The sequence below is a fragment of the Bifidobacterium callitrichidarum genome, assembly GCF_003129905.1.
Lineage (GTDB): Bacteria > Actinomycetota > Actinomycetes > Actinomycetales > Bifidobacteriaceae > Bifidobacterium > Bifidobacterium callitrichidarum.
The window spans coordinates 22,308-48,756 of the sequence record NZ_QFFM01000025.1 but is presented as its reverse complement, the minus strand read 5'-3'; the positions used below and the strand labels follow the sequence as shown (position 1 = coordinate 48,756).

The window sequence follows — 26,449 nt, the reverse complement described above, 5'->3', positions numbered from 1 at the left end:
GCGGACTAGGATTTCACGCTCACCACAGGTGAGGCACCACTCCGGATTACGCGCTCATTTTCAAATGAGGCACCTCGTGAAGACTATTCCGCCAGCGTACGGCGCCAGCGAGCACCGCCACCACGCACTGGCCGACGGCGAATGCGGTGAACAGAACGAGCGGCGCGATCCAAGTGCCGGAGAGTTCCGCCAGCGAGCCGAAGGCGAGCGGCCCGATGGAGGCGATCAGATAACCGAGGGATTGCGCCAGTCCGGATAACGCGACCGTATCCTGCGGGTCGCGGCCACGCAGGGAGATCAACGTCAGCGCGACGACCAGCGATGCGCCCTGTCCGGCACCGCCGATCACGCTCCAGAGCATCGACCACCGCGGCAGCAGCATCCATCCGAAACCGGCGATGACCATGGGCGCGCTGGCCGTGAGCGCCGCGCATATCTGATTGCCGCGCACGTGCATCAGCACGGGAATCAGCAGTCCGGAGAGGATGCCAAGCGATTGGAAGACGAACAATTGCACGCCGGCCTGAGATTCGGTGAATCCGCTGGCGGTGGCGAGCGACGGCAGCCAGTTCGACATGGTGTAGAACGCGGACGATTGCAGCCCCATGAACAGCGTGACCCACCAGGTCATCGGGCGTCGCCATAACGGCCGCGGGTCCGGTGCGGGCTTCGCGGCAAGTTCTGCAGCGGGTTCTGCGGCAGCTGTCACGGCGGTTGATGAGGCGTTCGGAGCGGAGGCCCGATCAGCGCCGGATTGGTCGGAATCGTCAGCAACGACGGCGTCGGAGGAACCAGCCGCCTGCAACATCGAAGAGGAACTCGACGGAGCCGCCGATGACACCTCAGTACCAGCGCCAGTACCGGCATTCCTGTTCTCTTGTCCGTCACGCACCACGCGAATCAGCCATAGCGCGGCGACGATCAGCGGCGGCACGGCCCATACGGCGAGCGCCGGGCGCCAGCCGCCGAACCGGGCAGCGAGCGGTGCGGCGGTGAGTCCCGCGATAGCGGATCCGGCGGTGATGCAGCCGGAGTACACACCCGTGGCGACGGCCACATGCCCGGCGTAATCGCGTTTGGCGATGACCGGCACGAGCACGTTGCCGGCCGCGATGCCTGCGCCGACTGCAAACGTGCCCAGCCATACGCCCGACGGCCCGCCAAGGGATCGAATCAGGTCGCCGGCGGCAAGTACGAGCAACGCGATGAGGATGGTGCGATTGGTACCGAACCGTTTCGTCACGAATCGGATCAGAGGGCTGACGGCGGCGAACGCCCACAGCGGCATCGCGCCGAGCACGCCGAGCACGCTTTCACCCCAGCCGAGGTCATCGCCGATGCGCGTCAGCACCGGCCCGACTCCGGCGATGGCAGGTCTCAGGTTCAGCGCCACCAGGAAAATCAGCGCCGCCAGCAGTGGCGGGGTCGCCGGGCCGGATTCCAAGGTCTCCGTGGCTTCAGTCGCAGGCTTGGCCGTCTTGTCGGCCGTCGTTCTGCCTGTCTCACCGACCGTCACACCAGCCGCCTCGCCAACCATCATGCCGGCAGCCGAGCCAGCCGTCGTTGCCGTCCCACACCCCTGAGATGCTCTTTCGCTCATTCCTCATATTGTATGAAGCCATTACCGGCGGCATTCTCCAGGCCGCGCCGCAGGCTCTTGTAGGATGCCATCATTCCGACCATCCGTACAATATTCTCCTGGCACTGGCGTATGAATTGCGAACTCGTATCAATGCTGTAGCTGCTAATTGCCTACCTTGTACGATGCTTTTGTATGCGGAAGTGTCCATACGGACTCTCCAGGAATCCGCAGCTGCCCCCATTGTCGTTGAAACCGCTTTCCCGCATGATGGTGTACAGGAAAACGTGCCCCCATTTGCCACAACCAGCTCTTTTCGAAAATGGGGGCAACATACCGTGCCCCCATTTGGGCGTCCAACGATTGACCCGCCTACAGGGGCAAATCGCCATTCCCTCAAATCCTTGGAATAAAGCCATTTTCGGATCCCAAGCCCAAAACCACGCAAGAGAGGCCTTGTCCCCATTCCGCAATAATGCCGGATTCCTGAAATGGGGGCAAGCAATCTTGCCCCGCAAGACGATATAGTCCTCTCCTGCGCCTTCCGTACGCATGCGACCGAATGTGCCCCGGATGGCATGCGCCTCATTGAAGCCAGTGGAGCACAAGGACGAGAACATCAAGCCCGCAAAGTCCAAAACCGTCATATGACTTGTCACTCAGGACGTCACCCATTAGCCTGATTACGGCTAAAGGACCACCCCACCGTCACCGATACAACAAGGCAAGGAGTCCGCCGTTGTACGAGGAAATCGACGCCCTGCAGGAACGGGATCAGTATTACGTCATCGACTACATCCCGTACGATACGGACGATCCGCGATTCCTGGAGCTGGAGGAGTATTTCGAACGGACCTATCTGCCGTCGTTCGCGGAGAAGATCATCCGCATCATCCTGAAGACCATCTACCGTTTTCCCTGCGCGATCTATGTGACGGGCCCATCGGAAGACGACGATTCCATGCGGCTCTCCGAAGCCGGCGACACACCAAGCCGCATAGAACGCACGCCGAACAACGCCGAACCGGCTTCCGAAGCGACAATCCCCATCTCAATCCCCTATGACACCGACATCAGCGGCTATCCGCCGGCCGAGCTTGCCGCGATCATACGACGCATCGTCCTCACCGACGGCCCGTCCTCGGTACAGGTGCTGTGTTCCATTCCGCACCGCGAACGCCCATCCCGTTTCCTCATCAGCATCTGCGGCGGATTCTCCGTGACGGTCTACGGTGCCGAACCCCGAACGGAGGCCACCGACCGGCTGCAAGCACTGGCCACACAGGAAGGTCTGTTCCTGAAACACCGTTCGGATGCCTGAAACCGGCGGCATTGCGACTTGCCGACCGCGGCATTCGTGCCACAACGCGCACTACGACGAGCGACCCGGCGCAAGCCGCGCCATTCCAGCCCTTCCGATACCATGGTGGGCGGTGGTTTGGCGCGGTATCAACCGATATGCGGACAGAAAAACGAGCACATGGACGCCCCGTTTCGTCGGCACGTCACGATTCGTGTCATTCCTGAATGTGTCATTTACGCTTGCGAGGTCCGGAAATCGTTGATTTTCCGGGCAAATAGGAGTGCTAGAGAACAACATGGCAGAATTCGTATTCCAGATGATCAAGGCGCGCAAGTCCTTCGGCGACCGCGTGATCCTTGACGACGTGACCCTGAGCTTCCTGCCGGGCGCGAAGATCGGCGTGGTGGGCCCCAACGGCATGGGCAAGTCCACGCTGCTCAAGATCATGGCCGGCCTGGAGACCGTCTCCAACGGCGAGGCCACGCTGACCCCGGGCTTCACGGTGGGCATCCTGCAACAGGAGCCGCCGCTGGACGACACCAAGACCGTGGGCGAGAACATCAAGATGGCGTTCGGCCCGATCGCCGAGAAGGTGGCCCGCTTCAACCAGATCGGCGAGGAGATGGCCAACCCGGACGCCGACTTCGACGCCCTCATGGACGAGATGGGCAAGCTCCAGACCGAGATCGACGCCGCCAACGGATGGGATCTCGACTCCCAGCTCGAGCAGGCCATGGACGCCCTGCAGTGCCCGGATCCGGACACCCCGGTGAACGTGTGCTCCGGTGGCGAGCGCCGCCGTGTGGCCCTGTGCAAGCTCCTGCTCGAGGCCCCGGATCTGCTGCTGCTCGACGAGCCCACCAACCATCTGGACGCCGAGTCCATCCTGTGGCTGGAGCAGTTCCTGCACCAGTACAAGGGCGCCGTCATCGCCGTGACCCACGACCGTTACTTCATGGACAACGTGGCCGAGTGGATCTGCGAGGTCGACCGCGGCCACCTGTACCCGTACAAGGGCAACTACTCCACCTACCTGGAGACCAAGGCCAAGCGTCTGGAGATCCAGGGCGCCAAGGACGCCAAGCTGGCCAAGCGCCTCAAGAACGAGCTCGAATGGGTCCGCTCCTCGCCGAAGGCCCGTCAGGCCAAGAACAAGGCCCGTCTGGAGCGTTACGACCAGATGGAGAACGAGGCACGCAACAACAAGAAGCTCGACTTCTCCGAGATCCAGATCCCGGCCGGTCCGCGCCTGGGCTCCACGGTGCTGGAAGCCAACCACATCCACAAGGCGTTCGGCGACCGCGTGCTCATCGACGACCTGTCCTTCACCCTGCCGCGTAACGGCATCGTGGGCGTGATCGGCCCGAACGGCGTGGGTAAGTCCACCCTGTTCAAGACCATCGTTGGCCTGGAGCCGCTCACCAGCGGCGAGCTCAAGATCGGCGACACCGTCAAGATCAGCTACGTGGACCAGAACCGCGAGGGCCTGGACCCGAACAAGAACCTGTGGGAGGCGGTCTCCGGCGGTCTCGACTTCATCGAGGTGGCCGGCGTGGAGGTGCCGACCCGCGCCTACGTGGCCAGCTTCGGCTTCAAGGGTTCCGACCAGCAGAAGCTCACCGGCGTGCTTTCCGGTGGCGAGCGCAACCGTCTGAACCTGGCCCTGACCCTGAAGCAGGGCGGCAACCTGCTGCTCCTCGACGAGCCCACGAACGACCTCGACGTGGAGACCCTCGAGAGCCTCGAGAACGCGCTGCTCGCCTTCCCGGGCTGCGCCGTGGTGATCTCCCACGACCGTTGGTTCCTCGACCGCGTGGCCACGCACATCCTGGCGTGGGAGGGCGATGACGAGAACCCGGCCAAGTGGTACTGGTTCGAGGGCAACTTCCAGGCCTACCAGGAGAACCGCGTGGCCCGCCTCGGCGAGGATGCGGCCCGCCCGCACCGCCTGCACAAGAAGCTCGTGCGCGGCTGAGAACCGCTGACGACGTTGCGTTAGCGACGCGCTTCGCAATCGCATAATAGGACCGTCACCGATTGGTGGCGGTCCTTTTTCATATACCTCGTCAATCCAAGCCAGTGCAATTCCCACCGAACTACCCCTCAGTCGGCCTACGCCGACAGCTCGTCCTGCAATTGGGGACGAACTTCATTCGCGTTCCATTGGCTCGACTGTCGTCTCGCACATTGCCTGCAAACAGCTCTGCTGTTTGCTTCACGGCAATATCCTGACAAGGGGAGCCAAGGAAAAACAACGGCAGTCGACGACTGTGATTGCAAACATCGTCCGCAATCATGTCCGCGATATGAGACGATTCCAGACCTTACCGCACGTTTACCTTCCTCACAGGCTCGTTACATGGCGCTCCCGCATCTCTTAACCCTCCTTGCGTACACTGCAATGCAGAAGCGCAAAGTAGACCCACAACCACGGAATCGAGGAATCATGGCTCACACCGCCACCGTCACGCCTTTGGAACATCTGGTGAAGGTGCTCAAGTTGGGCGAGCCCTCCTCCTACCGCGACCACACCTACATCAACGGCGAGAGCCTGTACTTCCCCACCGGTCGCGTCTACGGAGGCCAGGTCATCGCCCAATCGGTGATTGCCGCGTCCAAGACCGTGGCGCCCTCGCGCCTGCCGCATTCGGTGCACGGCTACTTCATCGCCGCCGGCGACATCCGCCAGGACCTCCTTTTCGATGTGGAGACGCTGCGCGACGGCCGTTCGTTCTCCGCCCGCAGGGTCAACGTCACGCAGTCCGAAGGCCCGATTCTCACCGCCATCGCCTCCTTCCAGGAGACCGGCCAGGAGGGTGTGGAGTTCGCCGATCCGATGCCCGAGAACCTGCCCGACCCCGAATCGCTTACCTCCGCCAAGCAGCTCATGCAGCCGTTCGCGGAGAAGTCGCCGTTCGCCGACTACTACGCCGAGAAGTCGCCGTTCGACATCCGTCACGTCACGCCGACCGTGATGCTGCGGGCCGACAGACAGTCCGCCGAGCACGATTCCGGCAAGCAGATGGTGTGGATGAAGGCCGACGGCCATGTGGACGTGCCGCAGATCATGCATCGCGCGATGCTGGCGCTCGGTTGCGACCAGGTGATGATGGAGCCGGTGCTGCGCCGCGCGGGCCTGTCCATCTCCACGCCGGGCATCTCCTACGCCTCCATCGACCATTCGATGTGGTGGTACCGCGACGTGGACATCAACCAGTGGCATCTGTACGTGCAGGACACGCCCACCGCCGCCCACGGCCGCGGTCTCGGCATCGCCAAGGTCTACTCGCAGGATGGCCAGCTGGTAGCCGCCATCGCCCAGGAGGCCATGGTCCGCGTGCCGCAGCAGTAAGCGGAATAACGGGAAAGACAAACTGCGCCGCCGGCCCATCCATGATTGCGGATGAGCCGGCGGCGCAGTCGTCTATAGGGCGACGCATCCGAACACTTCCGGATCTCGCATCCCTTTTAGTCTCACTTTTGTTCGACGGCTTCCCTCGACAGGAAAGCCGGAATGATAAGCCTTACTGCTTGAAGGCCTGAGCCACGTCCTGACGGTTCTTCGCCTGCTTGAGTTTGGCGCTTTCCGGCCCGTCGTTGGGCGGCAGCTGGCACAGCCATTCGCCGATGATGCCGATAATCATGTCCGCGATGCAGATCACGGCCGAGACGGCGCATTCGATGACCGCATCATGGTAGAACGGCGCCTCGAAGTGGCCGATGCTCATGAGAATCTGGCCCACATACCAGCCGGAGAGCGCCGCGCCCGCAAGTCCCAGCGCCTTGGCCAGCACCAGCGTGTACACCGCCACCGTGGGGTTCACGAAGCTGTGCGGGCGTTTCTTGGGGTCGGTGTTGGCGTATTTGTGCACTTGCAGCGCCATGATCAGCACCAGCAGGCCGAGCACGGCCAGAAGGCCGGCCACCACCCAGGGCGCGCCGATGAGCGAGAGCCCGGAGCTTTCGCCGTAGGAGGCCAGGCCGATGCCCGCCAGCAGGCCCAGTGCGGCGGCCAGCGCAAACTGCCACCATGGGGTTCGTCGTGCCTTCATTTCCATACTTCCTTATCGTTCGGTCCGCTCGGTTCACGCCACTCAGCGCTGCGAAAGAATCCAGTTGTCGGACAGCATCCCCACCTGTCCCGCGTCCGGCGCCATGGCCAGCAGGAACGAGACGGGGTCGCCGCCCAGCGTGGCGTTCGGGTCCATGTCCATCCAGGGGGCCAGCACCGAGGCATGTTCGCGAGCGGATGGCCAGGGTACACGGCAGTTCGGCTCATCCGAGGTCACGCCGTCCATGTCGACCAGGTCCAGGTCGATGAGTCCCTCCTGCGAGGCCTCGACCGCGCCAAGTGCGGCGATGAGGTCCGCGGCCGGCAGCTTGGTTTCGATCTGCATGACCGCGCTCATGGCGTCGGGGCCGTCGAAATGGGCCACGTGGTAGAGCGGCGAGATGCCTTCCACCTGATTGCCGGGGATGCCGTCAATGGTCACGATGGCTTCGCGGAACAGCCGTTCAGCGTCCGTGGAGGTGGAGTCCATCGAGATGACGGCCCTGCGGGAGACGGCCGGCGCGTACTGGTCGGCCGGCTGCTTGGCGTCTGCCGAGGCCATCGAGGCCGGAGAGGCCGACGATTGCGCCGATGCCGCCATATCCGAAGTCGTTTCTCCGGCTTGCGCCGATGCATCCGCTGCCGGGGTCGCCGCTGAATCACCGGCCCCGCTCCCGTGTCGGCCGCCCAGCATCCAGTCCTCGGCGGCCAGTTCGACCGCGTCACGGTCCGGTGCGGCCGCGAGCAGGTCGTGCACCAGTCCCCCGTGCGCGCCGGCCAGTCGGGCGTTGGGGTTCAGCGCATTCCACGGGCCCAGCACGAAGGCGCGCTGCCAGGCACGCGGGTGCGGCAGGGCCAGATCCTCGTCGGCGCTGGTGATGCCGTCGAAGTCGATGATGTCCAGGTCCAGCGGGCGGGAGTCCCAGTGATGCTCGCGGGTGCGGCCGTGGTCGGCCTCGATCTGCTGGAGGGCCGCGAGCAGTTCGTGGCTGCCCATCGTGGTCTCCAGCTCGATGACCGCGTTGAGGAAGTCCGGCGCGCCGTCCGCCATGCCCCACGCGGCGGTGCGGAACAGCGGCGAGATGCCGGTCACCTGGGTGCCGGGCAGGCCGTCGATCTCGCGCACGGCGGCACGCAGTGTGGATTCGACCTCGCCGATGTTACCGCCCAGCGCCACCACGGCATGATGCATCGTGGATCGCGGCGTGGGGCTGGAGTGACGTACCTGTGCGGAATCAGCGGTCCTGATTCGACCATCCGTGCCGTCCGTACCGGAATCGTCGCCTGAAACAGCTTGATTGCCCGCCGTAGCCGCGATTTCCACTGCTCCCGCACTGACTCGTTCGCGGGTGATGGAGACGGCCACGTCGTCGAAGGGCACGGTGATGGGCGCGTGCGGCTTGTGCACGGTCACGTCCACCTTGGCGATGGGGTCGATGGCGAGCAGTCGGTCGGCGATGAGCTGGGCCATGCGCTCGATGAGGTCCACATGTTCGCCCTCGATCACGGCCACGATCTCCTTGGCGGCACGGCCGTAGTCCACCGTGTCGGTCAGCGCGTCGGTGCGGCCGGCGGCGGACAGGTCGAGGTACAACGTGGCGTCCACCACGAACGGCTGGGCGCGCTCGTGCTCGAAGTCAAGCACGCCGTGGGTGCCGTTGGCGCGTACACCGGTCAGTCGAATCGTGTCCATCTCCGCACTCCTATCGGTATTGTCGTAAACTTCGCCAGGGCCATTCCGGCCCACTACTGTTCGCTGTACTTGCGCCAGGTGTTGCCGGCGATGACGGCGGCGCGGCTCTTGGTCACGTCGTGCACGCGGACGGCCCAGGCGCCATGTTCGGCGCACAGGGCGGACAGGCCGGCGGTCACGTTGTCGCGTTCGGCCATATCGGCGTCCGCGACGCCCGCTTCGGCCAGCATCGCCGAGATGAAGCGCTTGCGGGACTGGCCGATGAGCACCGGATATCCGGTGGCGCGGAAGGCTTCCAGCCCGGCCAGCAGCGGCAGGTTGTGTTCGATGCCCGGCTTGGAGAAGCCCAGACCCGGGTCGATGATGATGCGTTCGGGCTTGACGCCGGCGGACAGCACGCCGTCCACCTGACGCATGAGCTCGTCGTGCACGTCCTTGAGCACGCCGTGCTCGTACACGGACGTGTCCTGATCGGGGTTCGCGCCCTTGGAGCCGGCGAGCCAGCCGCGCCAGTGCTGCACGATGTACAGGCAGTCGTGGTCGGCCACCACGTGCGGCAGGTCCGCGTCCAGCGTGCCGCCGGAGACGTCGTTGATGATCTGCGCGCCGCCTTCGAGGGCCGCCTTGGCCACCGAGGCGCGTGTGGTGTCGATGGAGAGCACGGCACCAGCCGGGATCAGCGCGGAGACGGCGCCGGTGATGCGCTTGAGCTCGTCTTCCTCGGAGACGCGCTTGGCGCCGGGGCGGGTGGATTCGGCACCGATGTCGATGATGTCGGCGCCGGCGGCCATCATGTCGCGACCGTGCTGGGCGGCCTTGTCCGGGTCCAGCCAGAGGCCGCCGTCCGAGAAGGAGTCCTCGGTGATGTTGAGCACGCCCATCACCATCGTGTCCGGTGCGTCATGCAATGCCTGCAGATTGGTCATTATGCTCTCTCTTCCGTGTCATTTTCTCGGCTCCCCTTGTCAGGGGAGCTGGCTCGCGTAGCGAGCCTGAGGGGTAGTCAAAGGGCTTAGTTTTGTTGGACTACCCCTCAGTCAGCTTCGCTGCCAGCTCCCCTGACAAGGGGAGCCTGAGTTACGTTACTTGTCAAGAATCAGGCTCATGGCCTCGGCGCGGGTGGCGGGGTTGCGCAGCAGGCCGCGCACCGCAGAGGTCACCGTGCGGGCGGAGGACTTCTTGATGCCGCGCATGGACATGCACAGGTGTTCGCATTCGGTCACCACGATCACGCCGCGCGCGCCCGCGTACTCCACCAGGGCGTCGGCGATCTGCTGGGTGAGTCGTTCCTGCACCTGCGGCCTGCGGGCGTACACCTCCACAAGGCGGGCCAGCTTGCTCAGGCCCATCACGCCGTCCTTGGCCGGGATGTAGCCCACATGCGCCACGCCGTGGAACGGCAGCAGGTGGTGCTCGCACACCGAATACAGTTCGATGTCCTTGACCAGCACGAGCTCGTCGGTGTCCACGTCGAAGTGCTTCTCCAGCACGTCCGCGGGCGAGGCCTGCAGTCCCGAGAACAGTTCCTTGCAGGCACGGGCGATGCGGTCCGGCGTCTCCACGAGGCCTTCGCGCTCCGGGTCCTCGCCGATGGACTTGAGGAACAGGCGCACGGCCTGGCGCACGCCCTCCTCGTCGTAGTGGGCGGCACGCTCGACGGCGGTCGTTTCCTCGGTCATTGCTCTCTCCATCTCATTCATTCCCAATGAACGAGCCCGCAGCCCATCCTGCACGGACAGGTCAGGCTGCGGGCTCGTATTGCACAATTACTGTTTTCTCTTCTCAAGGAGTCGTAATCGTATCCGGACTCCCCTCAGTCCCCTCCCGGCCTCTGGCACCTCTTCGGGAGAGGAGCCAGCGGCCGGGAGGAGCCGACTACTCCTCGGGCTTCATGCCCACCGAGCGCTTGAGGGACTCGGGAATCTCCACCGGAGGCTTGTCCGAATCGGGGCGGCGGTCGTTGGACAGCCACACCGGACGGACCGGCGCCTTCTTGATCGGCGCGAAGATCTCGGCCAGTTCCTTCTCGTTGAGCGTCTCCTTGACCAGCAGCTGGCGGACCAGCTCGTCAAGGATCTCACGGTTGTCGTTGATGATGTTCCACGCCTCGGTGTGCGCGGTCTCCACCAGCTTGAGCACCTCGTCGTCGATGATCTCGGCGGTGCGGTTCGAGTAGTTGTGCGGGGCCAGACTGCCCAGATCGCCGCTCTGGTCCTCGTCGTCCGCCCACTTGATGGCGCCGAGCTGCTTCGAGAAGCCGTACTGGGTCACCATCGTGCGGGCGATGTTCGTGGCCTTCTCGATGTCGTTGGACGCGCCGGTAGTCGGATCGTGGAAGACGATCTCCTCGGCGGTGCGGCCGCCCATGGCGTAGGCCATCTGGTCGAGCAGCTGGTTGCGGGACTGCGAGTAACGATCGGAGGTGGGCATCACGGCGGTGTAACCGAGCGCGCGGCCTCGCGGCAGGATCGTCACCTTGGTCACCGGGTCGGTGTTGTGCAGGGCCGCCGCAACCAGTGCGTGGCCACCCTCGTGGTAGGCGGTGTTGCGCAGCTCGTCGAGGGCCATGCCCTTGGACTTGCGGCGCGGGCCGGCCTGCACGCGGTCGATGGCCTCGTCGATGGCGCGGTTGTCGATGAGCTGGGCGCCGGCGCGGGCGCACAGCAGGGCGGCCTCGTTGAGCACGTTGGCCAGGTCGGCACCGGTGAAGCCCGGCGTACGGACGGCCACCATGTGCAGGTCCACGTCCGGCACGAACGGCTTGCCCTTGGCGTGCACCTTGAGGATCGCCTCGCGGCCTTCGAGGTCCGGGGCGGCCACACCCACCTGACGGTCGAATCGGCCGGGGCGCAGCAGGGCCGGGTCGAGCACGTCGGGACGGTTGGTGGCGGCGATGATGATGAGGTTGGTGTCGTTGTCGAAGCCGTCCATCTCCACGAGCAGCTGGTTCAGCGTCTGCTCACGCTCGTCGTGGCCGCCGCCCATGCCGGAGCCACGCTTGCGGCCCACGGCGTCGATCTCGTCGATGAAGATGATGGCAGGGGCGTTCTTCTTGGCCTCGTCGAACAGGTCACGCACACGGGAGGCGCCGAGACCCACGAACATCTCCACGAAGTCGGAGCCGGCCATGGCGTAGAACGGCACGCCCGCCTCGCCTGCGATGGCTCGCGCGAGCAGCGTCTTACCGGTGCCGGGAGGACCGTACAGCAGCACGCCGCGCGGGATGCGGGCGCCCAGGGCCTTGTACTTGGACGGGTCCTTGAGGAAGTCCTTGATCTCCTCCACCTCGGCGAGCGCCTCGTCCTCGCCGGCCACGTCGGAGAACTTGGTGGTGGGCGTCTGGCCTTCGAGCAGCTTGCCGTTGTTCTTCTTGCCCATGCCCATCATGCCGGAGGCGCCGCCCATGCGGCTCATCAGCCACCAGAACAGTGCGAAGAAGATGATGAACGGCAGGATCGAGGTGAGCAGGTAGCTCAGCATGCTCGTCTGCTGGATGTTGGAGGTCCAGCCCTTGGACAGGTCGCCGTTCTCCACCGCCTTGGCCACCTGCGCGCCCTGCGCGAAGGTGTAGTAGAACTGCACGTCCTTGCCGTAGTTGGTGGTCTTGCCGGTGTCCGCGTTCTTCTTGGTGAAGTCCTCCTTCAGCTCAAGGCGGACCACCTGCTTGTTGTCCGTGATCTCGGCGTAGGTGGCCTTGCCCTGGTTGAGCAGCGCGAAGCCGTCCTTGGTGTCGATGGTCTTGGTGCCCGTGCCGGCGAACATCTGGAACATCAGCACGCACATGACCACCAGCACCGCGCCCCACAGCCACGGGGACTGCCAGAACGGGCGGTCGCCGTTGTTGCCGTTGCGATTGCCGTTGTTGCCGTGGTTATTGTTGCGGTTGAACGGATTGGTGAACGGGTTGCCGTTATTACGGTTGTTCGGGTTCGGGTTGTTCCCGTTGCCCGGCCCAGGACCCTGGGGGAAGCTCATACGTTATTCTCCTTGGTACACGGACGGCTTGAGCACCGCAATCGAGTCGAGATTGCGGTAGCGCTCGTCGTAGTCGAGGCCGAAGCCCACCACGAACTCGTCCGGAATCTCATAGCCGGCGTACTTCACGTCCACTTCCACCTCACGGCGGGAGGGCTTGCTCAGCAACGCGAACACCTCCACGGAGGCCGCGCCGCGGCGCTTCAATTCGTCGACCAGCCACGCAAGCGTGCGTCCTGAATCGATAATATCCTCCACGATGAGAATGTGCCGGCCGCGAACATCGGCGGACAAATCCTGACGAACCGTCACCTGGCCGCTGGACACCGTGCCCGAGCCGTAGCTGGACAGACTCATGAAATCGATCTGCACCGGGATGCTCACGGCCTCGGAGAATGCGACCAGCGTGTTCACGGCGCCCTTGAGGACCGCGACCAGCAGCGGGTTCTTGCCTCGGTAATCCTCGCTCACCTGTGCGGCGACCTCACGGATTTTGCTGTCAATCTGTGCTTTACTGACCAGCTCGTGGTCAATGTCTTCCTTAACGTCAGCGATTCGCATGCGCTCCATCTTGGCACACGCGAATGACGTGTTTCTTGCGATTCGCTGAATAACCACTGGGAAGATGGACGGGGCCCTGACCGTGCCAGTCGGTGATAAGCCGGTCGATGGCGTCCACCTGCGTCGCACCCGCCCGAATGCCGGCCTGTTCCAGCGCGCGCCCGATCACGCGGCGGCGGATGGCCGGGTGCTCGGCACCGAGCCGTGCGGCGTTGATGCGCAGCACCGCTCCCCCGTCCGCGCCACCGACGACCTGTGCGGCCACGCGGACGGCAGCGGAGTCAAGATAGTCCTTGTCGGCTTGCGTCAATGCCGCGCTTTCGGCGAGGTGACGGGCCACGTCGCGGCCGGCGAACCGCACGATGGCGGGCAACAGGTCATGCCGGACACGCGAGCGCAGCGGGTAGTCGGCGGGCAGTTCGCCGTCGATGGACTCGCCGTTGGTGGGGTCGTCCCAGTATGCGATGCCGAGGTCCCGGCAGATGCCGGTGGTGTCCGCGCGGGTCAGGCCGAGCAACGGGCGCAGGAAGGTGACGCCTCCACGGGTGAAGTGCGGCGGCATGCCGGCGGTGGCGTCGATGCCGGTGTTCCGCAGCAGTCCGATGAGCACGGTCTCCGCCTGGTCGTCCATGGTGTGGGCCAAGAGGACGACTGCGGCGCGGCACTCCCCCGCAGTCTCGATGATGGCTTGGTAGCGGGCCTCGCGAGCGGCCGCTTCGAGGCCTTCGCCGGACTCTCGCACGGCGACCTTACGGGTGATGACCGGGGTCAGGCCGAGCTGTTCGCAGCGTTGCGCGGTGGTTGCGGCGACTTCGTCCGAACCGGCTTGCAGGCCATGGTCGACGATAACGGCGCCGCAGCGCAATCCCAGCGAGGCGCAGACGGTATGGGCGACGGCCGCAAGGGCCATGGAGTCGCGGCCGCCCGAGCAGGCGACCAATACGAGCGGCGCGTCAGGGGCCGTGCGATGCTCGCCATGCTGGGCGAATTCGGGCGACTGACGCTCCAATCCAGCCTCAGCCAGCGCCGCGCGCACCGCCCCCACCGCCTTGCGCAACCGTGCCGTGTATGCCATGTCAGTTCCTTTGAATCGTGTGGCGGTTATCCGTGGGGCTCCCCTCAGTCTCACTCCGTTCGACAGCTCCCCTCAGCGAGGGGAGCCAAAACCTCTTGTAATCTGGCTCCCCTCTCTGAGGGCTGAGCCGTGAAGCAGGAAGTCCAGTGGACTTCCTGTAGGCGAAGTGAGCGGCTTCGCCGCGAAGGCTCTGCGATAGCAGAGCTGTCACCGGAGCGGACTGAGGGGAGCACCACGGGATATGTCCTCTACAGCTCCGTGAGTTTGGTGATGAAGGCGTCGATGGCGTTGCGGGCGGCCTCCATGTCATCGGGGTTGTTGACCACCACGGCGAAGGCCAGCGCGCCGCCGTTCGTGCGCGAGACGTTGCCGGCCATCGAGGTGACCGTGCCGAGGCTGCCGGTTTTGACGCGCAGCAGTCCGGCCGCGGCATCGTCGTCGTACCGGTATTGGGCGGTGCCCACCAGGCCGGCGATGGACAGTCCCTCGGCCGCCGCAGCGCCCTCGCCTTCCGTAAGGTTGCGCTGCTGGACGGCCACGAGCGTGCGTACCGTGAGTTTGGAACCGGGCGAAAGTCCCGAGCAGTCGGCCATGGTCAGGCCGGACGTGTCGATGCCGAGCTTATCGAGTGCTTCATGCACGGCCTTGGTGCCGCCTTCCGGACTGTTGTCCTTGCCACGGGCCAGGGCGGTGAGTCGGCCGAACTCCTCGGCGAGCGTGTTGTCCGAGTGGCGCAAGGTGAAGGCCAGGATCTCGGCCAGTGTGGCGGAGCTGACCGAAGCGAGCGGGCTGGTGGAGGCGGGAGCATCGCCTTCTTCGGGCGAGCCCTCCACGGTGATGCCCTGGTCGGCCAGCAGCGAGGCGAATTCCTCGGCCACATCGGCGGCCGTATGCTGGGAGAGTTCCGGGTATCCGGCGGAATCGTCGGGGTTGGCGGGCGCAGGCATGGCATCCGTGTACTGTCGGCCGCCGTCGATGGCCATCGAGGAGACGGGCGTGTAATAGACGGTGTAATCGCTCAGGACCGTGTTGGTGCTCTCGCTCAGGCCGTCGGGCACGCGCGCGTCGCCGAACAGCGAATCGTCGTAGGCGAGACGCACGGTGCTGATGCCACGCTGGGCCAGGGCCGCGGCGGCTGATTGGGCGAGCGTGGCGAGGCCCGCACGACCGTTGATGTGGTCGGGGTCGGATTCGCCGGAACCCAGCAGCATGTCGCCGTTGCCCTTGAGGGTCAGGGTGTCCACGCCGTCGGTCTGGGCGAGGAACACCTGCGTATCCAGCGTGGAGGCCATGTTGAGCGTGGATGAGGCGGCGAGCGCGGTGAGAGTCTTCATGGTGGAGGCGGGCTCACGCGAGGTGCCGGCCTCGTGTTCGGCGGCCACGTTACCCTGCGCATCCTCGATGATGACCGAGGTGTCCGAGCCTACGCCTTCGGTGGCGAGCAGGTCGTCGATCAGTGCCGCGGCGGCCTTGGCGTCCACGGTTTTGGTCAGGTCGAGCTTGCCGGCCACCGTGCCGCCGGTTTTGGCGGTGAGCGGGTCTGTGAACGTTGGCACATCCACGTTCTTCAGCGTCAGCGGGCCGGGCGCGACATCCAGGATGTCGGCGGTGCAGTAGCCCACGAACAGGGCGACGGTTACCAATGCGGAGACGGCCACGGTGAGCGGGCGGCGGCGGGAGGCACGGGATTGCCGTTGCTGTTGACGCTGCGTTTCACGCCGTTGGCGACGTGACACCGCTGTGGATACCATCGTGCTCCTTCGTGGGTTCGCCGGCGCGGGCAAGGCCGGGCGGCGGAACCTGAATCAACCGTCAGTGCTGCAATGAGGCGAACGAGTCGAGCGTGGAGACGACCGAGAGCATTCGCGCATCCAACAGCTTACCGCCCAGCCATGTCCCGAGCGCCAGCATGCCCGCGCCATTGGCCAGGGCAACCGGAATCAGCACCCAGAACATCGTGTCGATCACGCCGGTGACGGTCAGCACGATGGCAACGATACCGGTGGGCAGCAGGAGCAGAATCGTGCCGAACAGGTAGATGAACGGAAAGAATCCCTGGGCCATGGCACGGCCCTGCGGCGAGGAGAACGGCTTGTCCAGCGAAGGCACCGGATACATGAACACGCATGAGGTGATTTCGGCCAGCCCTAATCCGCAGCAAGCGCATGCGAGGCCGATCGACCACAGCAGGATGCCGAACAGCAGCCGGACGGGATGTGCCCAGTCGCCGGTGAAGATGGCGATGCCCACACCCAGCACCACAAGATAGGCCACGGCGATGCCCAGATAGACGAGCACGCGGCCGATGCGGTTCTGCAGGCCCCGTACGCCGGAGATCGCCTCCATCGTGAAGCCGCGGCCGTCGTAGGCCAGACCGTTGCTTTCGGCGATGGAAAGCATCCAGCCGGTCCAGATCAACGACACCCAGACGATCGCGCTTTCACCACGCGCCTGGAAGGCGAACACCACCACGAACAGTATCGGCATCAGGAAAATCATGCCCTGTCTCGGGTCGCGCTTGAGGTACGTGAACAGGCGGGCGGCGACGGCTCCCGGTACGGAATCCGGCATCCAGCCGAACGCGCCGATGCCCTTGGCGGTGACCGTTTTGGCACCGGCCCCGGTGGTCAGCCGTTCATGCCTGAAACACCAGGTGCATACAGCGAAGCAGACCACCCAGGTGACGGCCAGCACGGCGAGATGGCCGAGCAGGGCGAGTCCGTTGGCCGTGGCCGCGTCGAACGGCAACTGGAAGGCCGCGCCGAACGGGGTCCACGCGAGGACGGTGGCGAATGCGGTGATTATCTGACCTCGATCGTTCGGGGCGATGTGCTCCATCATGCCCGAGTTCACCATGATGTTCGGCAACTGGCACAGCGCAATGAAGCCGAGCACGACCACGATGTAGAACAGGTTCTTGCCGCGGCTGGAGGTCACGAGCGTGGTCGCCAAAGATATGAGCAGTTTGGACAGGCTCATCATGGTGAACACGGCGAGAACGGAGGCGACCAGGGAGGTCACGACGGCCGCCCCGCCCATATGCCGGTAGGCCAGGGTCCACACCATGAGGGAGAGCATGCCGGTGATCGCGGGCAGGCCGGACATGCCGGCAAGCAGCAGTCCGAATTGCAGCTGGCGGTCCGGCAGACCGTACAACGCGAACTTGCGCGGGCTCATGGTGGAACCCTCGCCAATCAGCATGAGCTGGATGAAGGCCACCGTGACGGTGAGCATCGAACCGAAGATGACGACGAGGGCACGGAGGACGGCGAAGTGACCGTAGTCGGCGGGCAGCGGGCCCGACGTTCCGGTGCCGTCGAGGCCGCCCGCGCCCCATGCGGCTATGCCGGTGATGATGACGGTGGTCACGGCGGTGATCATGGCGACGACATAGGCCACGGTCTGCCAGACGGACTTCTTCAGCGTGGCCCAGGTGAGGGACCAGCGCAGGCGTACGAGGGTGAGTGCGGTGGTCATCGGACGGCCGTTTCGTTCGGGTTCGGCCGGGATTGCGACGGCTCCAGCGCGGTGGGATTCGGCAGGGGTTGCGCCGGCGCCGGCGCGACCGGTGTCGGCGAAGTCTCCGGTGAGCCCGCAGATGCCGGTACGCGCGGGGCTCCGCCGTCGAGCCAGGAAAGGTGCGCGGCTTCGTGACGGCCGCCGACCAGTTGCAGGAAGCGATCCTCGAGGTCCTCGCCGGCGGCCACCTGATCGACCGTGCCGGCGGCACACACCTGGCCGTTGTTGATCACGGCCACATGCGTGCACATCTTCTCGACGAGGGACATGACGTGCGAGGAGATAATCACCGTGCCGCCGGTGCCCGCGTATTCGATGAGGATGTCTTTCAGATTGGCGCTGGAGACCGGGTCCACGGATTCGAACGGCTCGTCGAGCACGAGGATGCGCGGGCTGTGGATCATCGCGGAGGCCAGGCAGATCTTCTTGGTCATGCCGGCCGAGTAGTCGGAGACCATGGTGTTCGCGGCCTGTGCGAGGTCGAAGGCGTTGAGGAGGTCGTGCGCGCGGCTCAGGGCTTCGGCGCGTTTCATGCCGCGCAGCATACCGGCGTAGACCAGTAGCTGCAGGCCGGTGAGGCGGTCGAAAATCTGGTCGGGCTGGGGCATCACGCCGATGGAGCGTTTGGCGTCGTTCACGTCCTGCCAGACGTTGCGGCCCAGGATCATGGAGAGGCCCGCGTCCGGGACCAGCAGGCCGGTGACCATGTTGAGCGTGGTGGTCTTGCCGGCGCCGTTGGGGCCGACGAGACCGTAGAACGAGCCGACCGGGATGTCGAGGGACAGGCCGTTGACGGCGATCTTGTTGCCGAATCGCTTGAACAGGCCGCGGATGGAGACGGCGGCAGCCGGGTTCGGCGGCACCGGCTGCGGGGCGTAGTACGGCTGGGGTTGTGCCGGCTGCTGCGAGTAGGGCTGCTGCGACTGTGCCGACGGCTGCGGCTGCGGCATGGGTGACAGTTGCGATTGCGGCATGGGCGATGCCGGCGTCACGGGCGGCTGCGGTTGAGATTGGATTGGAGCTGGGGATTGCGGGGATTGAGGCGTGTAGTGGGCTTGCGGCGTCGCCGCCGCGGAAAATGCAGCATTTCTATCGCTGTTGTCTAGGCTCATGACTCCACTCTAGTCCAACAACCAGCGCCACGCCGGGAGGCTGTGGACGGATGTGTACGTGAGCCGATCCGGCTCCGGCTCCCCTCAGAGAGGGGAGCCAAAGAGCGACTCAGCCTTTATGCGTAATCGGCTTCCACTGGGCCTTGGCGAAGATGGCCTGGAAGGAGATGGGGACGTAGCTGAGCATGTAGATCGGGAAGCTCAGCACGTAGGCGAGCAGCTCCTTGTTGGTGGCGCCGATCTGGTCGCGTTCGACGATGATGGTCAGCGCGGCCAGCGCCATCAGACCCAGAACCGAGGTCACGATGCCGCTCGACCAGCCGGCCAGCGACTGCACCTGGCTGGACCAGCTCACGAACCCGAGCGCCGCGAACAGGATGCCCATCAGCATACGGATCACGCCGAGCACGGTGAACGGGCAGAGCATCAGCGTGAAGTCGATGCAGGAGAAATCGCGCTCACGGACGGCGCGCTTGAGCAGCGCCGGGCCGTAGTAGCGGAACACCTGCAGGAACCCCTTGCTCCAGCGCAGGCGCTGACGCCAGCTCTGCGCGAACGTCACCGGCTGCTCGTCGTACAGGATCGCGGTGCCGCAGTAGCCCACACGGTCGCCGTGCAGGATGGAGTCCATGGTGAACTCCAAGTCCTCGGTGAGCAGGTGGAACTTCCAGCCCTTGTTGCGCTTCATGATCTCGCGGGAGAACATGAAGCCGGTGCCGCCCACATGGCAGGAGGAGCCGAGGATCATGCGCGAGTTGGACAGGAATCGCGATTCGCGGATGAACCACAGGGCCGAACCGGAGGAGACCCAGTTGTCCGCCAGGTTCACCGAGTTGCGGTAGCTGGTCAGGATGCGGAAGCCGGAGCAGAAGGCCTTGTTCATCTCCTCGAAGTAATGCTTGTCCAGCTTGTTGTCCGCGTCGAAGACGAAGTAGGCGTCGTAGTCGTCCGCCACGCCGATGTCCATCATGTGCGTGAGCAGGTAGCTTAGCGCGTATCCCTTGCCGACCTGTTCGAGGTTGTGGCGTTCGACCACATGGCAGCCGCGGGCACGCACCACGTCGGCGGTGTGGTCGGTGCAGTTGTCCGCCACGAGCCAGATGTCGATGAGGTCGGACGGGTAGGTCTGGGCGCGAATCGAGTCGATGAGGTTGCCGATCACGTTCTCCTCGTTGCGCGCGGAGATGAGCACGGCGTACCGCGTGGTCATCGGGGCCTCGGGGAAGCGTACCGGCTTGGCGAACAGGGACATGACGATGCACACGCCCTGGTAGATCACGCCCGCGCCGCCCACGATCATCAGGAGGACGTCAAGTACGGTCAGAAGCGTCATCAGCGCCACCCCGCTCTCGGATTGCTGGAAATATTGCTGGAAATGGATTGGTCTGGTGTCTTGGATGCGCCGTCGCCGCCGGATTGCGCGGAACCGGAGGCGGGGGCCGGCTGGTCGGAGCCGTCCGTATCACCGGAATCATCGGACCTACGCGGCTTACGCGACGTGCCGGACCCGCCGGACGTCTTATCGGGCTTGCCGGCCCCGTGCTCCAGATGCATCGGCTGCGGGATGCCTTCGGTATCCTCGGCATCCGCGGCGGCGTCGTATGCTCCGACGTTCGCCCTGCCGGACGGCCGCGACCCTTCGGAGCGTTCCGGCGAACCGGCCACGGTCCCATCGGGCACGTCACCCTCCTCGGTACCGCGCAATCCCTTGCGGACCCCCACGGACAGCACGTTTTTCGGGATGGCCACGGTGGCGGAATCGTCCATGTCGCGCTGGGTGTCCTCGCGCTCGGGAATGGCGTAGATCTGTTCCTGCAGCAGGCGCAGTTCCTCGTTCATCGGCACGCGGCTGCTGGACCCCTTGGCGGCGCGCGGCATGTGCTCGCCGATCGGGTGCAGCACGTGCTCGCCGAACGCCTCGGACGCCTCCACGATCTTGGACTTCTTGTCCGAGACCGGATCGTTCATGAGCGGCGAGTCGATCAGTTCATACCGGCGGGTGTACACGCGGAAGATGGCCTGGATGGAGGCCACCACCGGCAGCGCCAGGAACGCGCCGAACGCGCCGAACAGCGAGCCGAACGCCAGCACGGCCAGGAAGGCCACGGCGGCGTTGATGTCCATGGTGCGCTGGGAGATCTTCGGCGAGAGAATCAGGTTCTCGATCTGCTGGTAGATGATGATGAACGCCAGCACGGCCACCGCGTACACCCATCCGCGGTTGCCCCAGGCGAACAGCACCGGCAGGGCGCCGCCGATGTACGTGCCCACCGTGGGGATAAACTGGGAGACCACGCCGCAGAACAGCGCCAGCGGCAGCCAGTACGGCACCTTGAGCACCTCCAGGAAGATGGCGGTACAGGTGGCGTTGATCATGGCCAGAATCGAACGGGAGAACAGGAACGACGAGATCTGGCCCTGCGCCACAGTCCACACCAGGAGGAAGCGGCGCTGCGTGTTGGGCGCCAGCCACTGGCAGAACGAGCGGCGCAGCTTGGGGCCGGCCGCGGAGATGTAATAGGTGGTCATGATCACGGTCATGAGGTCCAGCAGGAAGGAGAACAGGCCTCCCACCGTGCTCATGGCGGTGCCGGCGAAGTCCGTGACCCACGAGGTCTGGATGTTGTTGAAGATCTCGGTGCCGAGGCTGTCGATCTCCGGCAGCTGGAACTTGGAATACGGTTGCAGGAACTCGCGCAACTGCTCGTACATGGCCGGCAGTCCCTTGACCATGGCGATCATCTGCTGGACGAACATGTTGCCGAACAACGTCAGCAGCACGCCGATGATCACCGCGAGCCCCACCAGGCCCACGGCCGAGGCCACGCCGCGCTTCCAACCATGCGAGACCAGCGCCACCACCAACGGTTCGATGGCGAGCGCCAGGAACAGGGAGATGATCACGTCCAGCACCAGGTAGGAGATGCTGCCCCAGGAGCGCCAGCAGAAGCTGAACACCACGATGGCGATGGCCACGTACATCAGCGCGCGGCTGAACCATTCCGGCGGCCTGCGGGGGTCGCCCTTGGCCGGGAACAGCGTGCCGAAATCGATGCGGTTCTCGTCGCCGGAGGGGGTTTCCGCACCCGTATACGCGGCGGTATGGTCGGCGCCTGCGGCCGTCCGGTCATCGATGCCGGTCCGGCCGCCGGCGGACATGCTCGTGGTCGTGTTTGCGTGTACGGTTCCGTTCGCCCCGATCCCGGACTGTCCCCCGGTCCGGCCGGTGCCATTCATATTGCGCGCGCGTTCGCTCATGGCTCCCCATTGTAGCGGGGCGGTCGAAGAGAGGGCCGGCGGCGGATGGGGACGGACGGAAACGAGACGTACGCGACCGCGGCGTACGCGCGTCGCACCCGACGGTCAGCCGGCCTGCGGAAGCCGGCGAACAGGCGGTGGACTGCCGGTGAACGGACGTCGTCTTCGCTCTCGGCGTACACCCGCTTCCCTATCCTTGAAGCCATGCTCAACGTTTCGATCATCATCCCCGCGTGGAACGAAGCCGAACGCATCCACGACTGTCTGCTCAACGCGACCCGTCAGACCGTCATGCCGCATGAGGTGCTGGTGGTGGACAACAAGTCCACGGACGATACCTGCGCCATCGTGGAGCAGTTCATCAAGGACCATCCGGAAGCGCCCGTCAAGCTGCTGCACCAGAACGATGAGCAGGGACTGATCCCGACGCGCAACTACGGTCTCAACGCCGCGACCGGCGATGTGCTGGGCCGTTTCGACGCCGATTGCATGATCCGGCCCGACTGGGTCGAGGTGGTCTCCGGCATCTTCACCGAGGATTCGGCCGCGATGGGTGCCACCGGTCCGGTGATGTACTACGACATGCCCTCCCGTCATTTCGGGTTGAAGGGCGACAATTCCCTGCGCAAGCGCATCTACAAGGCCGACGGCGGCCAGCCGTTGCTGTTCGGCTCGAACATGGCCCTGCGCGCCTCGGCCTGGCATCAGATCGCGGACGAGGTGTGCCGCGACAAGGCGGACGTGATGCACGAGGACATCGACATCTCGCTGCACCTCATGGGCAAGGGGCTGAAGACCGTGTATTCGCCGCGCATGATCGCCGCGATGAGCGCCCGGCGCATGGACACCTCCTTCGGCTCGTTCCTTAATTACATGCGCAGGTTCCGCAACACGTTCAACGCGCATCCGCAGCATTGGCGCAAGCACAAGCCGGAGATCCTGTTCACCGCCATGTATCCGGCGATGCACCTGTTCTACCCGGTGTGGCAGAAGGTCCTCAGCACGGCGGACATCAACCCGGCGGAGGCCGCGTGGATCAACGAGCAGATGCAGCTCGCCGAGTCGCAGGGCAAGCAGCTCTACGACGAGACGCCCACCGACGAGGAATACGACGAGAAGCACGCCGAGTAACCGGAATCGCATCGGCGCCGCATCGGTTTTTTGGGGAAAAGTACCACTGACGCACAGTTAGCGGCACAACAATCCAGAATCAAGGGAGACTTTGGGAAAAAGTACCACTGGGCTCACGTCAGTGGTACAAAAATCCAAAGTCGGGAAAAATTATGGGGAAAGGTACCGCTGAAAGTCGTTCAGTGGTACCTTTCCCCATTCTATTGAGCGTCTATCGGGTGTAGAGCCTCACGAAGGCTTACATCAGGCTCTTGTAGATGGCGAGGATGTCCTCCTCGGTGGCCTTGCGCGGGTTGCCCGGGGTGCACACGTCGTTGAAGGCGTCGTGGGCCAGCGGGGCAAGGTCGGCCTCGGTGGCGCCCACCTCGGAGATGGTGGTCGGGTTCTTGAGGTCCACGGTCAGCTTGTGGACGGCCTGCACGGCCTCCTCGCGCACCTTCTCGAGGTCGCCGGTGTAGGCGTCCTCGACGCCGAAGGCGTCGGCGATGTCACGGTACTTCTCACCGGTGAAGTCCTTGTTGTATTCCATGACCGGGGCCAGCAGGATGCCGTTGGCCACGCCGTGGGCCACGCCGAGGCGGCCGCCCAGCGGGTGGGCCATGCCGTGCACCAGGCCGAGGCCGACGTTGGAGTAGGCCATGCCGGTGATGTAGGAGGCGTACGCCATCTGCTCGCCGGCCGGGATGTCGCCGTCGGCGGACTTGGCGAGGTTCTTGGCGATCATGCGGATGGTCTGCATGGACAGGCAGTCGGACAGGCTCCAGGCGCCCGGGGTGATGTAGCCCTCGATGGCGTGGGTCAGGGCGTCGAGGCCGGTGGCGACCTTGAGGCCGCGCGGCATGGAGTCGGTCAGGTCGGGGTCCACGAAGGCGACGATCGGGATGTCGTGCGGGTCGACGGCCACGAACTTGCGCTTGTTGGCGGTGTCGGTGATCACGTAGTTGATGGTGGTCTCGGAGGCGGTGCCGGCGGTGGTGGGCACGCCGAAGATCGGCACGGACGGGTTCTTGGTGTCCGCGACGCCCTCGAGGGAGAGCACGTCGGAGAACTCGGGGTTGGCGGTGATGATGCCGATGCCCTTGCAGGTGTCCTGCGGGGAACCGCCGCCCAGGCCGATCAGGAAGTCCGCGCCGGAGGCCGCGAACTTCTCGACGCCGTCCTTGATGCACTCGACCGGCGGGTTCGGCTTGACGTTGGAGAACACCTCGTACGGCAGGCCGGCCTCATCCAGGACCTTGGTGACCTTCTCGGCGGTGCCGGTCTCCAGCAGGACCGGATCGGTGACGATGAAGGCCTTGGTGAAACCGTGCTGCTTGGCGACGGTCGGAATCTCCTTGATGGCGCCACGGCCGAAGTAGGCGGTCTGGTTGAAAATCATGCGATAGACCATAGGTGCTCTCCTTTTGAGCTCGTACCTTATGTATTCGGTACTTTTCAGTACTTTCCGTAAGCCATTCGTTCGTTGAACGGCCCAACGATTCACCAGTGTACCCCGCATGTGAACGTTAACCTGGAAACACGCTGGGAACGTATGGGCAAAATAGTCAAATTAGGCAAATCATCGAACGATATCGGCGCAACAACCGGAATCGCATCGCATCACACCGAATCACGCAACGTCACGTCGGAATCATGTGGCGCATTCGGACGACAAGGCTCAGAGCATCGCCCGGATCGAAACACCACGACACGGCTTCCTGTCGGGTTTCGCGGTCACACATCGTCCGCCGAGGGCGAACAGCGCGCCAGCGATCGAGGAAGGGCATCGAATCAAGTCAACGAACGGACTAGGATACCAAACCAAAGTTGGGGTTTGAACTTGGATAGATTCGACCAGAATAATGCAAAATCGAGGTGGAGTATGGCAAATGGCAAGGCTATGACGGTCGCGGAGATGGTGTCGCTGTTCGTGGAACCGACCGCTCCGGTGCGTGTGGATGCGTTCGACGGCTCGCATTTCGGCCCGGAGGATGCTGATCTCAACGTCAAGATCACCAGTCCGAACTGCATGTACCAGCTGCTGGCGCATCCGAACGAGATCGGCATCGTGCGCGCCTACGTACTCGGCGACTTCGACGTGGCCGGCATCGACTACGCGGACCCCTACCCCGCCATGCGCAAGCTCATCTCCCTGGCCAAGTACGTCAAGCCGATCACCCCGGTCTCCCTGGCGCGCGTCTCCGCCGGCATCCTCAGCCACGGCTTCCGCAAGCCGCCGGTGCCGGCCACCGAGGGACCGAGCAAGTTCGCCCGCATCAAGCAGGGACTCATGCCGCACACGGAGAAGGCCGACTCCGAAACCGTGAGCTTCCACTACGACATGTCCAACGAGTTCTACGCCGACTTCCTGGGCCCGTCCATGACCTACACCTGCGCGGTGTTCGAGAACGAGGACATGAGCCTGGAGGACGCGCAGGCCAACAAGCTGCGGCTCATCCTCGACAAGCTCGGCCTGAAGCCCGGCGAGCGTCTGCTGGACATCGGCTGCGGCTGGGGTTCGATGGTCATCACGGCCGCACGCCGCGGCATCAAGGCGCTGGGCGTCACGCTGTCCAAGGAACAGGCCGCGTACGCGAACGAATGGATCGCACGCGAGGGACTGCAGGACCTGGCCGAGGTGCGCGTGCAGGACTACCGCGAGGTACCCGAGCATGACTTCGACGGCATCTGCTCCATCGGCATGATGGAGCACGTGGGCGTGAAGAACTACCAGAGCTACTTCGAGGAGATGTTCCGGCTGTTGAAGCCGATGGGCCGCCTGCTCAACCACCAGATCACCATCAGCCACGACAAGCCGAACGGCAAGCCCGGCACGGACGAGTTCCTGGACCGCTACATCTTCCCGGACGGCGATCTGGGCGCGCCCGGCTTCATCGAGTCATGCATCCATGATGCCGGCTTCAACATGGTGCATCAGGAGAACCTGCGCCAGCACTACGCGCTCACGCTGCACCACTGGAACCGCAACCTGTCCGAGCACTGGGATGACGCCGTTCGCCAGGTGGGCTTCGAGCGCGCCAAGGTGTGGGGCATGTACATGGCCGCCTGCGCGCTGAACTTCGAACTCGACGGCATCCAGATCCACCAGTTCCTAGCCATCAAGCCCGACCGTGTCGGGCACCCGGACGGCAAGTGGTACCCGCTGCGCCCGTGGTGGAAGGCGTGAGGCTAGCCGTAGTCCTATCTACGGTT

General features: G+C 64.6%; 19 protein-coding genes. 5 read left to right on the top strand and 14 right to left on the bottom strand.

Going from position 1 to position 26,449, the window contains the following annotated elements; all coding sequences use genetic code 11:
* Positions 1-46: 46 nt before the first annotated feature.
* Positions 47-1,600 carry an MFS transporter gene (locus DF196_RS10640; RefSeq protein WP_241519700.1) on the bottom strand — a complete coding sequence of 518 codons (1,554 nt, stop codon included), beginning with the start codon at positions 1,598-1,600 and terminating at the stop codon, positions 47-49.
* A gap of 718 nt (positions 1,601-2,318) precedes the next feature.
* Between DF196_RS10640 and DF196_RS10635 the strand changes: the two genes are divergently transcribed.
* The 3 genes from DF196_RS10635 (at position 2,319) to DF196_RS10625 (ending at position 6,234) form a co-directional block, all read left to right on the top strand.
* A complete protein-coding gene (locus tag DF196_RS10635) occupies positions 2,319-2,900 on the top strand; it encodes a hypothetical protein (RefSeq protein WP_109057795.1) in 582 nt (193 codons plus the stop codon).
* Between the two features lie 277 nt (positions 2,901-3,177).
* Positions 3,178-4,857, top strand: a complete 1,680-nt coding sequence (ettA, locus tag DF196_RS10630; protein WP_109057794.1) for an energy-dependent translational throttle protein EttA — start codon at positions 3,178-3,180, stop codon at positions 4,855-4,857.
* A gap of 471 nt (positions 4,858-5,328) precedes the next feature.
* Positions 5,329-6,234 (top strand): acyl-CoA thioesterase, encoded by a 906-nt coding sequence (locus DF196_RS10625; protein WP_109057793.1) that lies wholly within the window; start codon positions 5,329-5,331, stop codon positions 6,232-6,234.
* 172 nt (positions 6,235-6,406) lie between these two features.
* Here the strand turns inward: DF196_RS10625 and DF196_RS10620 are convergent, their stop codons facing one another.
* From DF196_RS10620 to DF196_RS10565, 12 genes are all read right to left on the bottom strand, one after another.
* Positions 6,407-6,934, bottom strand: coding sequence for a DUF3180 domain-containing protein (locus DF196_RS10620; RefSeq protein ID WP_109057792.1), 528 nt, complete (start codon positions 6,932-6,934; stop codon positions 6,407-6,409).
* Positions 6,935-6,976: 42 nt separating this feature from the next.
* The gene (gene folK / locus DF196_RS10615) at positions 6,977-8,626 is read right to left on the bottom strand and encodes a 2-amino-4-hydroxy-6-hydroxymethyldihydropteridine diphosphokinase (protein ID WP_109057791.1); all 1,650 of its coding nucleotides are present in this window, start codon (positions 8,624-8,626) and stop codon (positions 6,977-6,979) included.
* Between the two features lie 53 nt (positions 8,627-8,679).
* The gene (gene folP, locus DF196_RS10610) at positions 8,680-9,552 is read right to left on the bottom strand and encodes a dihydropteroate synthase (protein ID WP_109057790.1); all 873 of its coding nucleotides are present in this window, start codon (positions 9,550-9,552) and stop codon (positions 8,680-8,682) included.
* A gap of 156 nt (positions 9,553-9,708) precedes the next feature.
* Positions 9,709-10,305: a GTP cyclohydrolase I FolE gene (folE, locus tag DF196_RS10605; RefSeq protein ID WP_109057789.1), complete on the bottom strand. Its 597-nt coding sequence runs from the start codon at positions 10,303-10,305 to the stop codon at positions 9,709-9,711.
* 196 nt (positions 10,306-10,501) lie between these two features.
* Positions 10,502-12,601 (bottom strand): ATP-dependent zinc metalloprotease FtsH, encoded by a 2,100-nt coding sequence (gene ftsH / locus DF196_RS10600; RefSeq protein ID WP_109057788.1) that lies wholly within the window; start codon positions 12,599-12,601, stop codon positions 10,502-10,504.
* A 3-nt stretch (positions 12,602-12,604) separates the two neighbouring features.
* Positions 12,605-13,162 carry a hypoxanthine phosphoribosyltransferase gene (gene hpt, locus DF196_RS10595; protein WP_109057787.1) on the bottom strand — a complete coding sequence of 186 codons (558 nt, stop codon included), beginning with the start codon at positions 13,160-13,162 and terminating at the stop codon, positions 12,605-12,607.
* Positions 13,149-14,237: a tRNA lysidine(34) synthetase TilS gene (gene tilS, locus DF196_RS10590; RefSeq protein ID WP_109057786.1), complete on the bottom strand. Its 1,089-nt coding sequence runs from the start codon at positions 14,235-14,237 to the stop codon at positions 13,149-13,151. Before tilS ends, hpt begins: the two co-directional genes overlap by 14 nt.
* A gap of 248 nt (positions 14,238-14,485) precedes the next feature.
* The gene (dacB, locus tag DF196_RS10585) at positions 14,486-15,988 is read right to left on the bottom strand and encodes a D-alanyl-D-alanine carboxypeptidase/D-alanyl-D-alanine endopeptidase (protein ID WP_109057785.1); all 1,503 of its coding nucleotides are present in this window, start codon (positions 15,986-15,988) and stop codon (positions 14,486-14,488) included.
* Between the two features lie 61 nt (positions 15,989-16,049).
* Positions 16,050-17,714 carry an ABC transporter permease gene (locus DF196_RS10580; protein ID WP_109057784.1) on the bottom strand — a complete coding sequence of 555 codons (1,665 nt, stop codon included), beginning with the start codon at positions 17,712-17,714 and terminating at the stop codon, positions 16,050-16,052.
* Positions 17,711-18,706 (bottom strand): ABC transporter ATP-binding protein, encoded by a 996-nt coding sequence (locus tag DF196_RS10575; RefSeq protein ID WP_109057783.1) that lies wholly within the window; start codon positions 18,704-18,706, stop codon positions 17,711-17,713. Before DF196_RS10575 ends, DF196_RS10580 begins: the two co-directional genes overlap by 4 nt.
* Positions 18,707-18,977: 271 nt before the next feature.
* On the bottom strand, positions 18,978-20,201 hold the full coding sequence (locus tag DF196_RS10570) for a glycosyltransferase family 2 protein (protein ID WP_109057782.1): 1,224 nt from the start codon (positions 20,199-20,201) through the stop codon (positions 18,978-18,980).
* A complete protein-coding gene (locus DF196_RS10565; protein ID WP_421728485.1) occupies positions 20,201-22,126 on the bottom strand; it encodes an AI-2E family transporter in 1,926 nt (641 codons plus the stop codon). Before DF196_RS10565 ends, DF196_RS10570 begins: the two co-directional genes overlap by 1 nt.
* Positions 22,127-22,330: 204 nt before the next feature.
* Between DF196_RS10565 and DF196_RS10560 the strand changes: the two genes are divergently transcribed.
* Positions 22,331-23,257 (top strand): glycosyltransferase family 2 protein, encoded by a 927-nt coding sequence (locus tag DF196_RS10560; protein ID WP_109057781.1) that lies wholly within the window; start codon positions 22,331-22,333, stop codon positions 23,255-23,257.
* A gap of 238 nt (positions 23,258-23,495) precedes the next feature.
* Here the strand turns inward: DF196_RS10560 and fucO are convergent, their stop codons facing one another.
* Complete coding sequence (gene fucO, locus DF196_RS10555; protein WP_109057780.1) at positions 23,496-24,647, bottom strand: lactaldehyde reductase; 1,152 nt, start codon at positions 24,645-24,647, stop codon at positions 23,496-23,498.
* Positions 24,648-25,118: 471 nt separating this feature from the next.
* Between fucO and DF196_RS10550 the strand changes: the two genes are divergently transcribed.
* Positions 25,119-26,423, top strand: a complete 1,305-nt coding sequence (locus DF196_RS10550) for a class I SAM-dependent methyltransferase (RefSeq protein ID WP_109057779.1) — start codon at positions 25,119-25,121, stop codon at positions 26,421-26,423.
* The last annotated feature ends 26 nt before the right edge of the window (positions 26,424-26,449 follow it).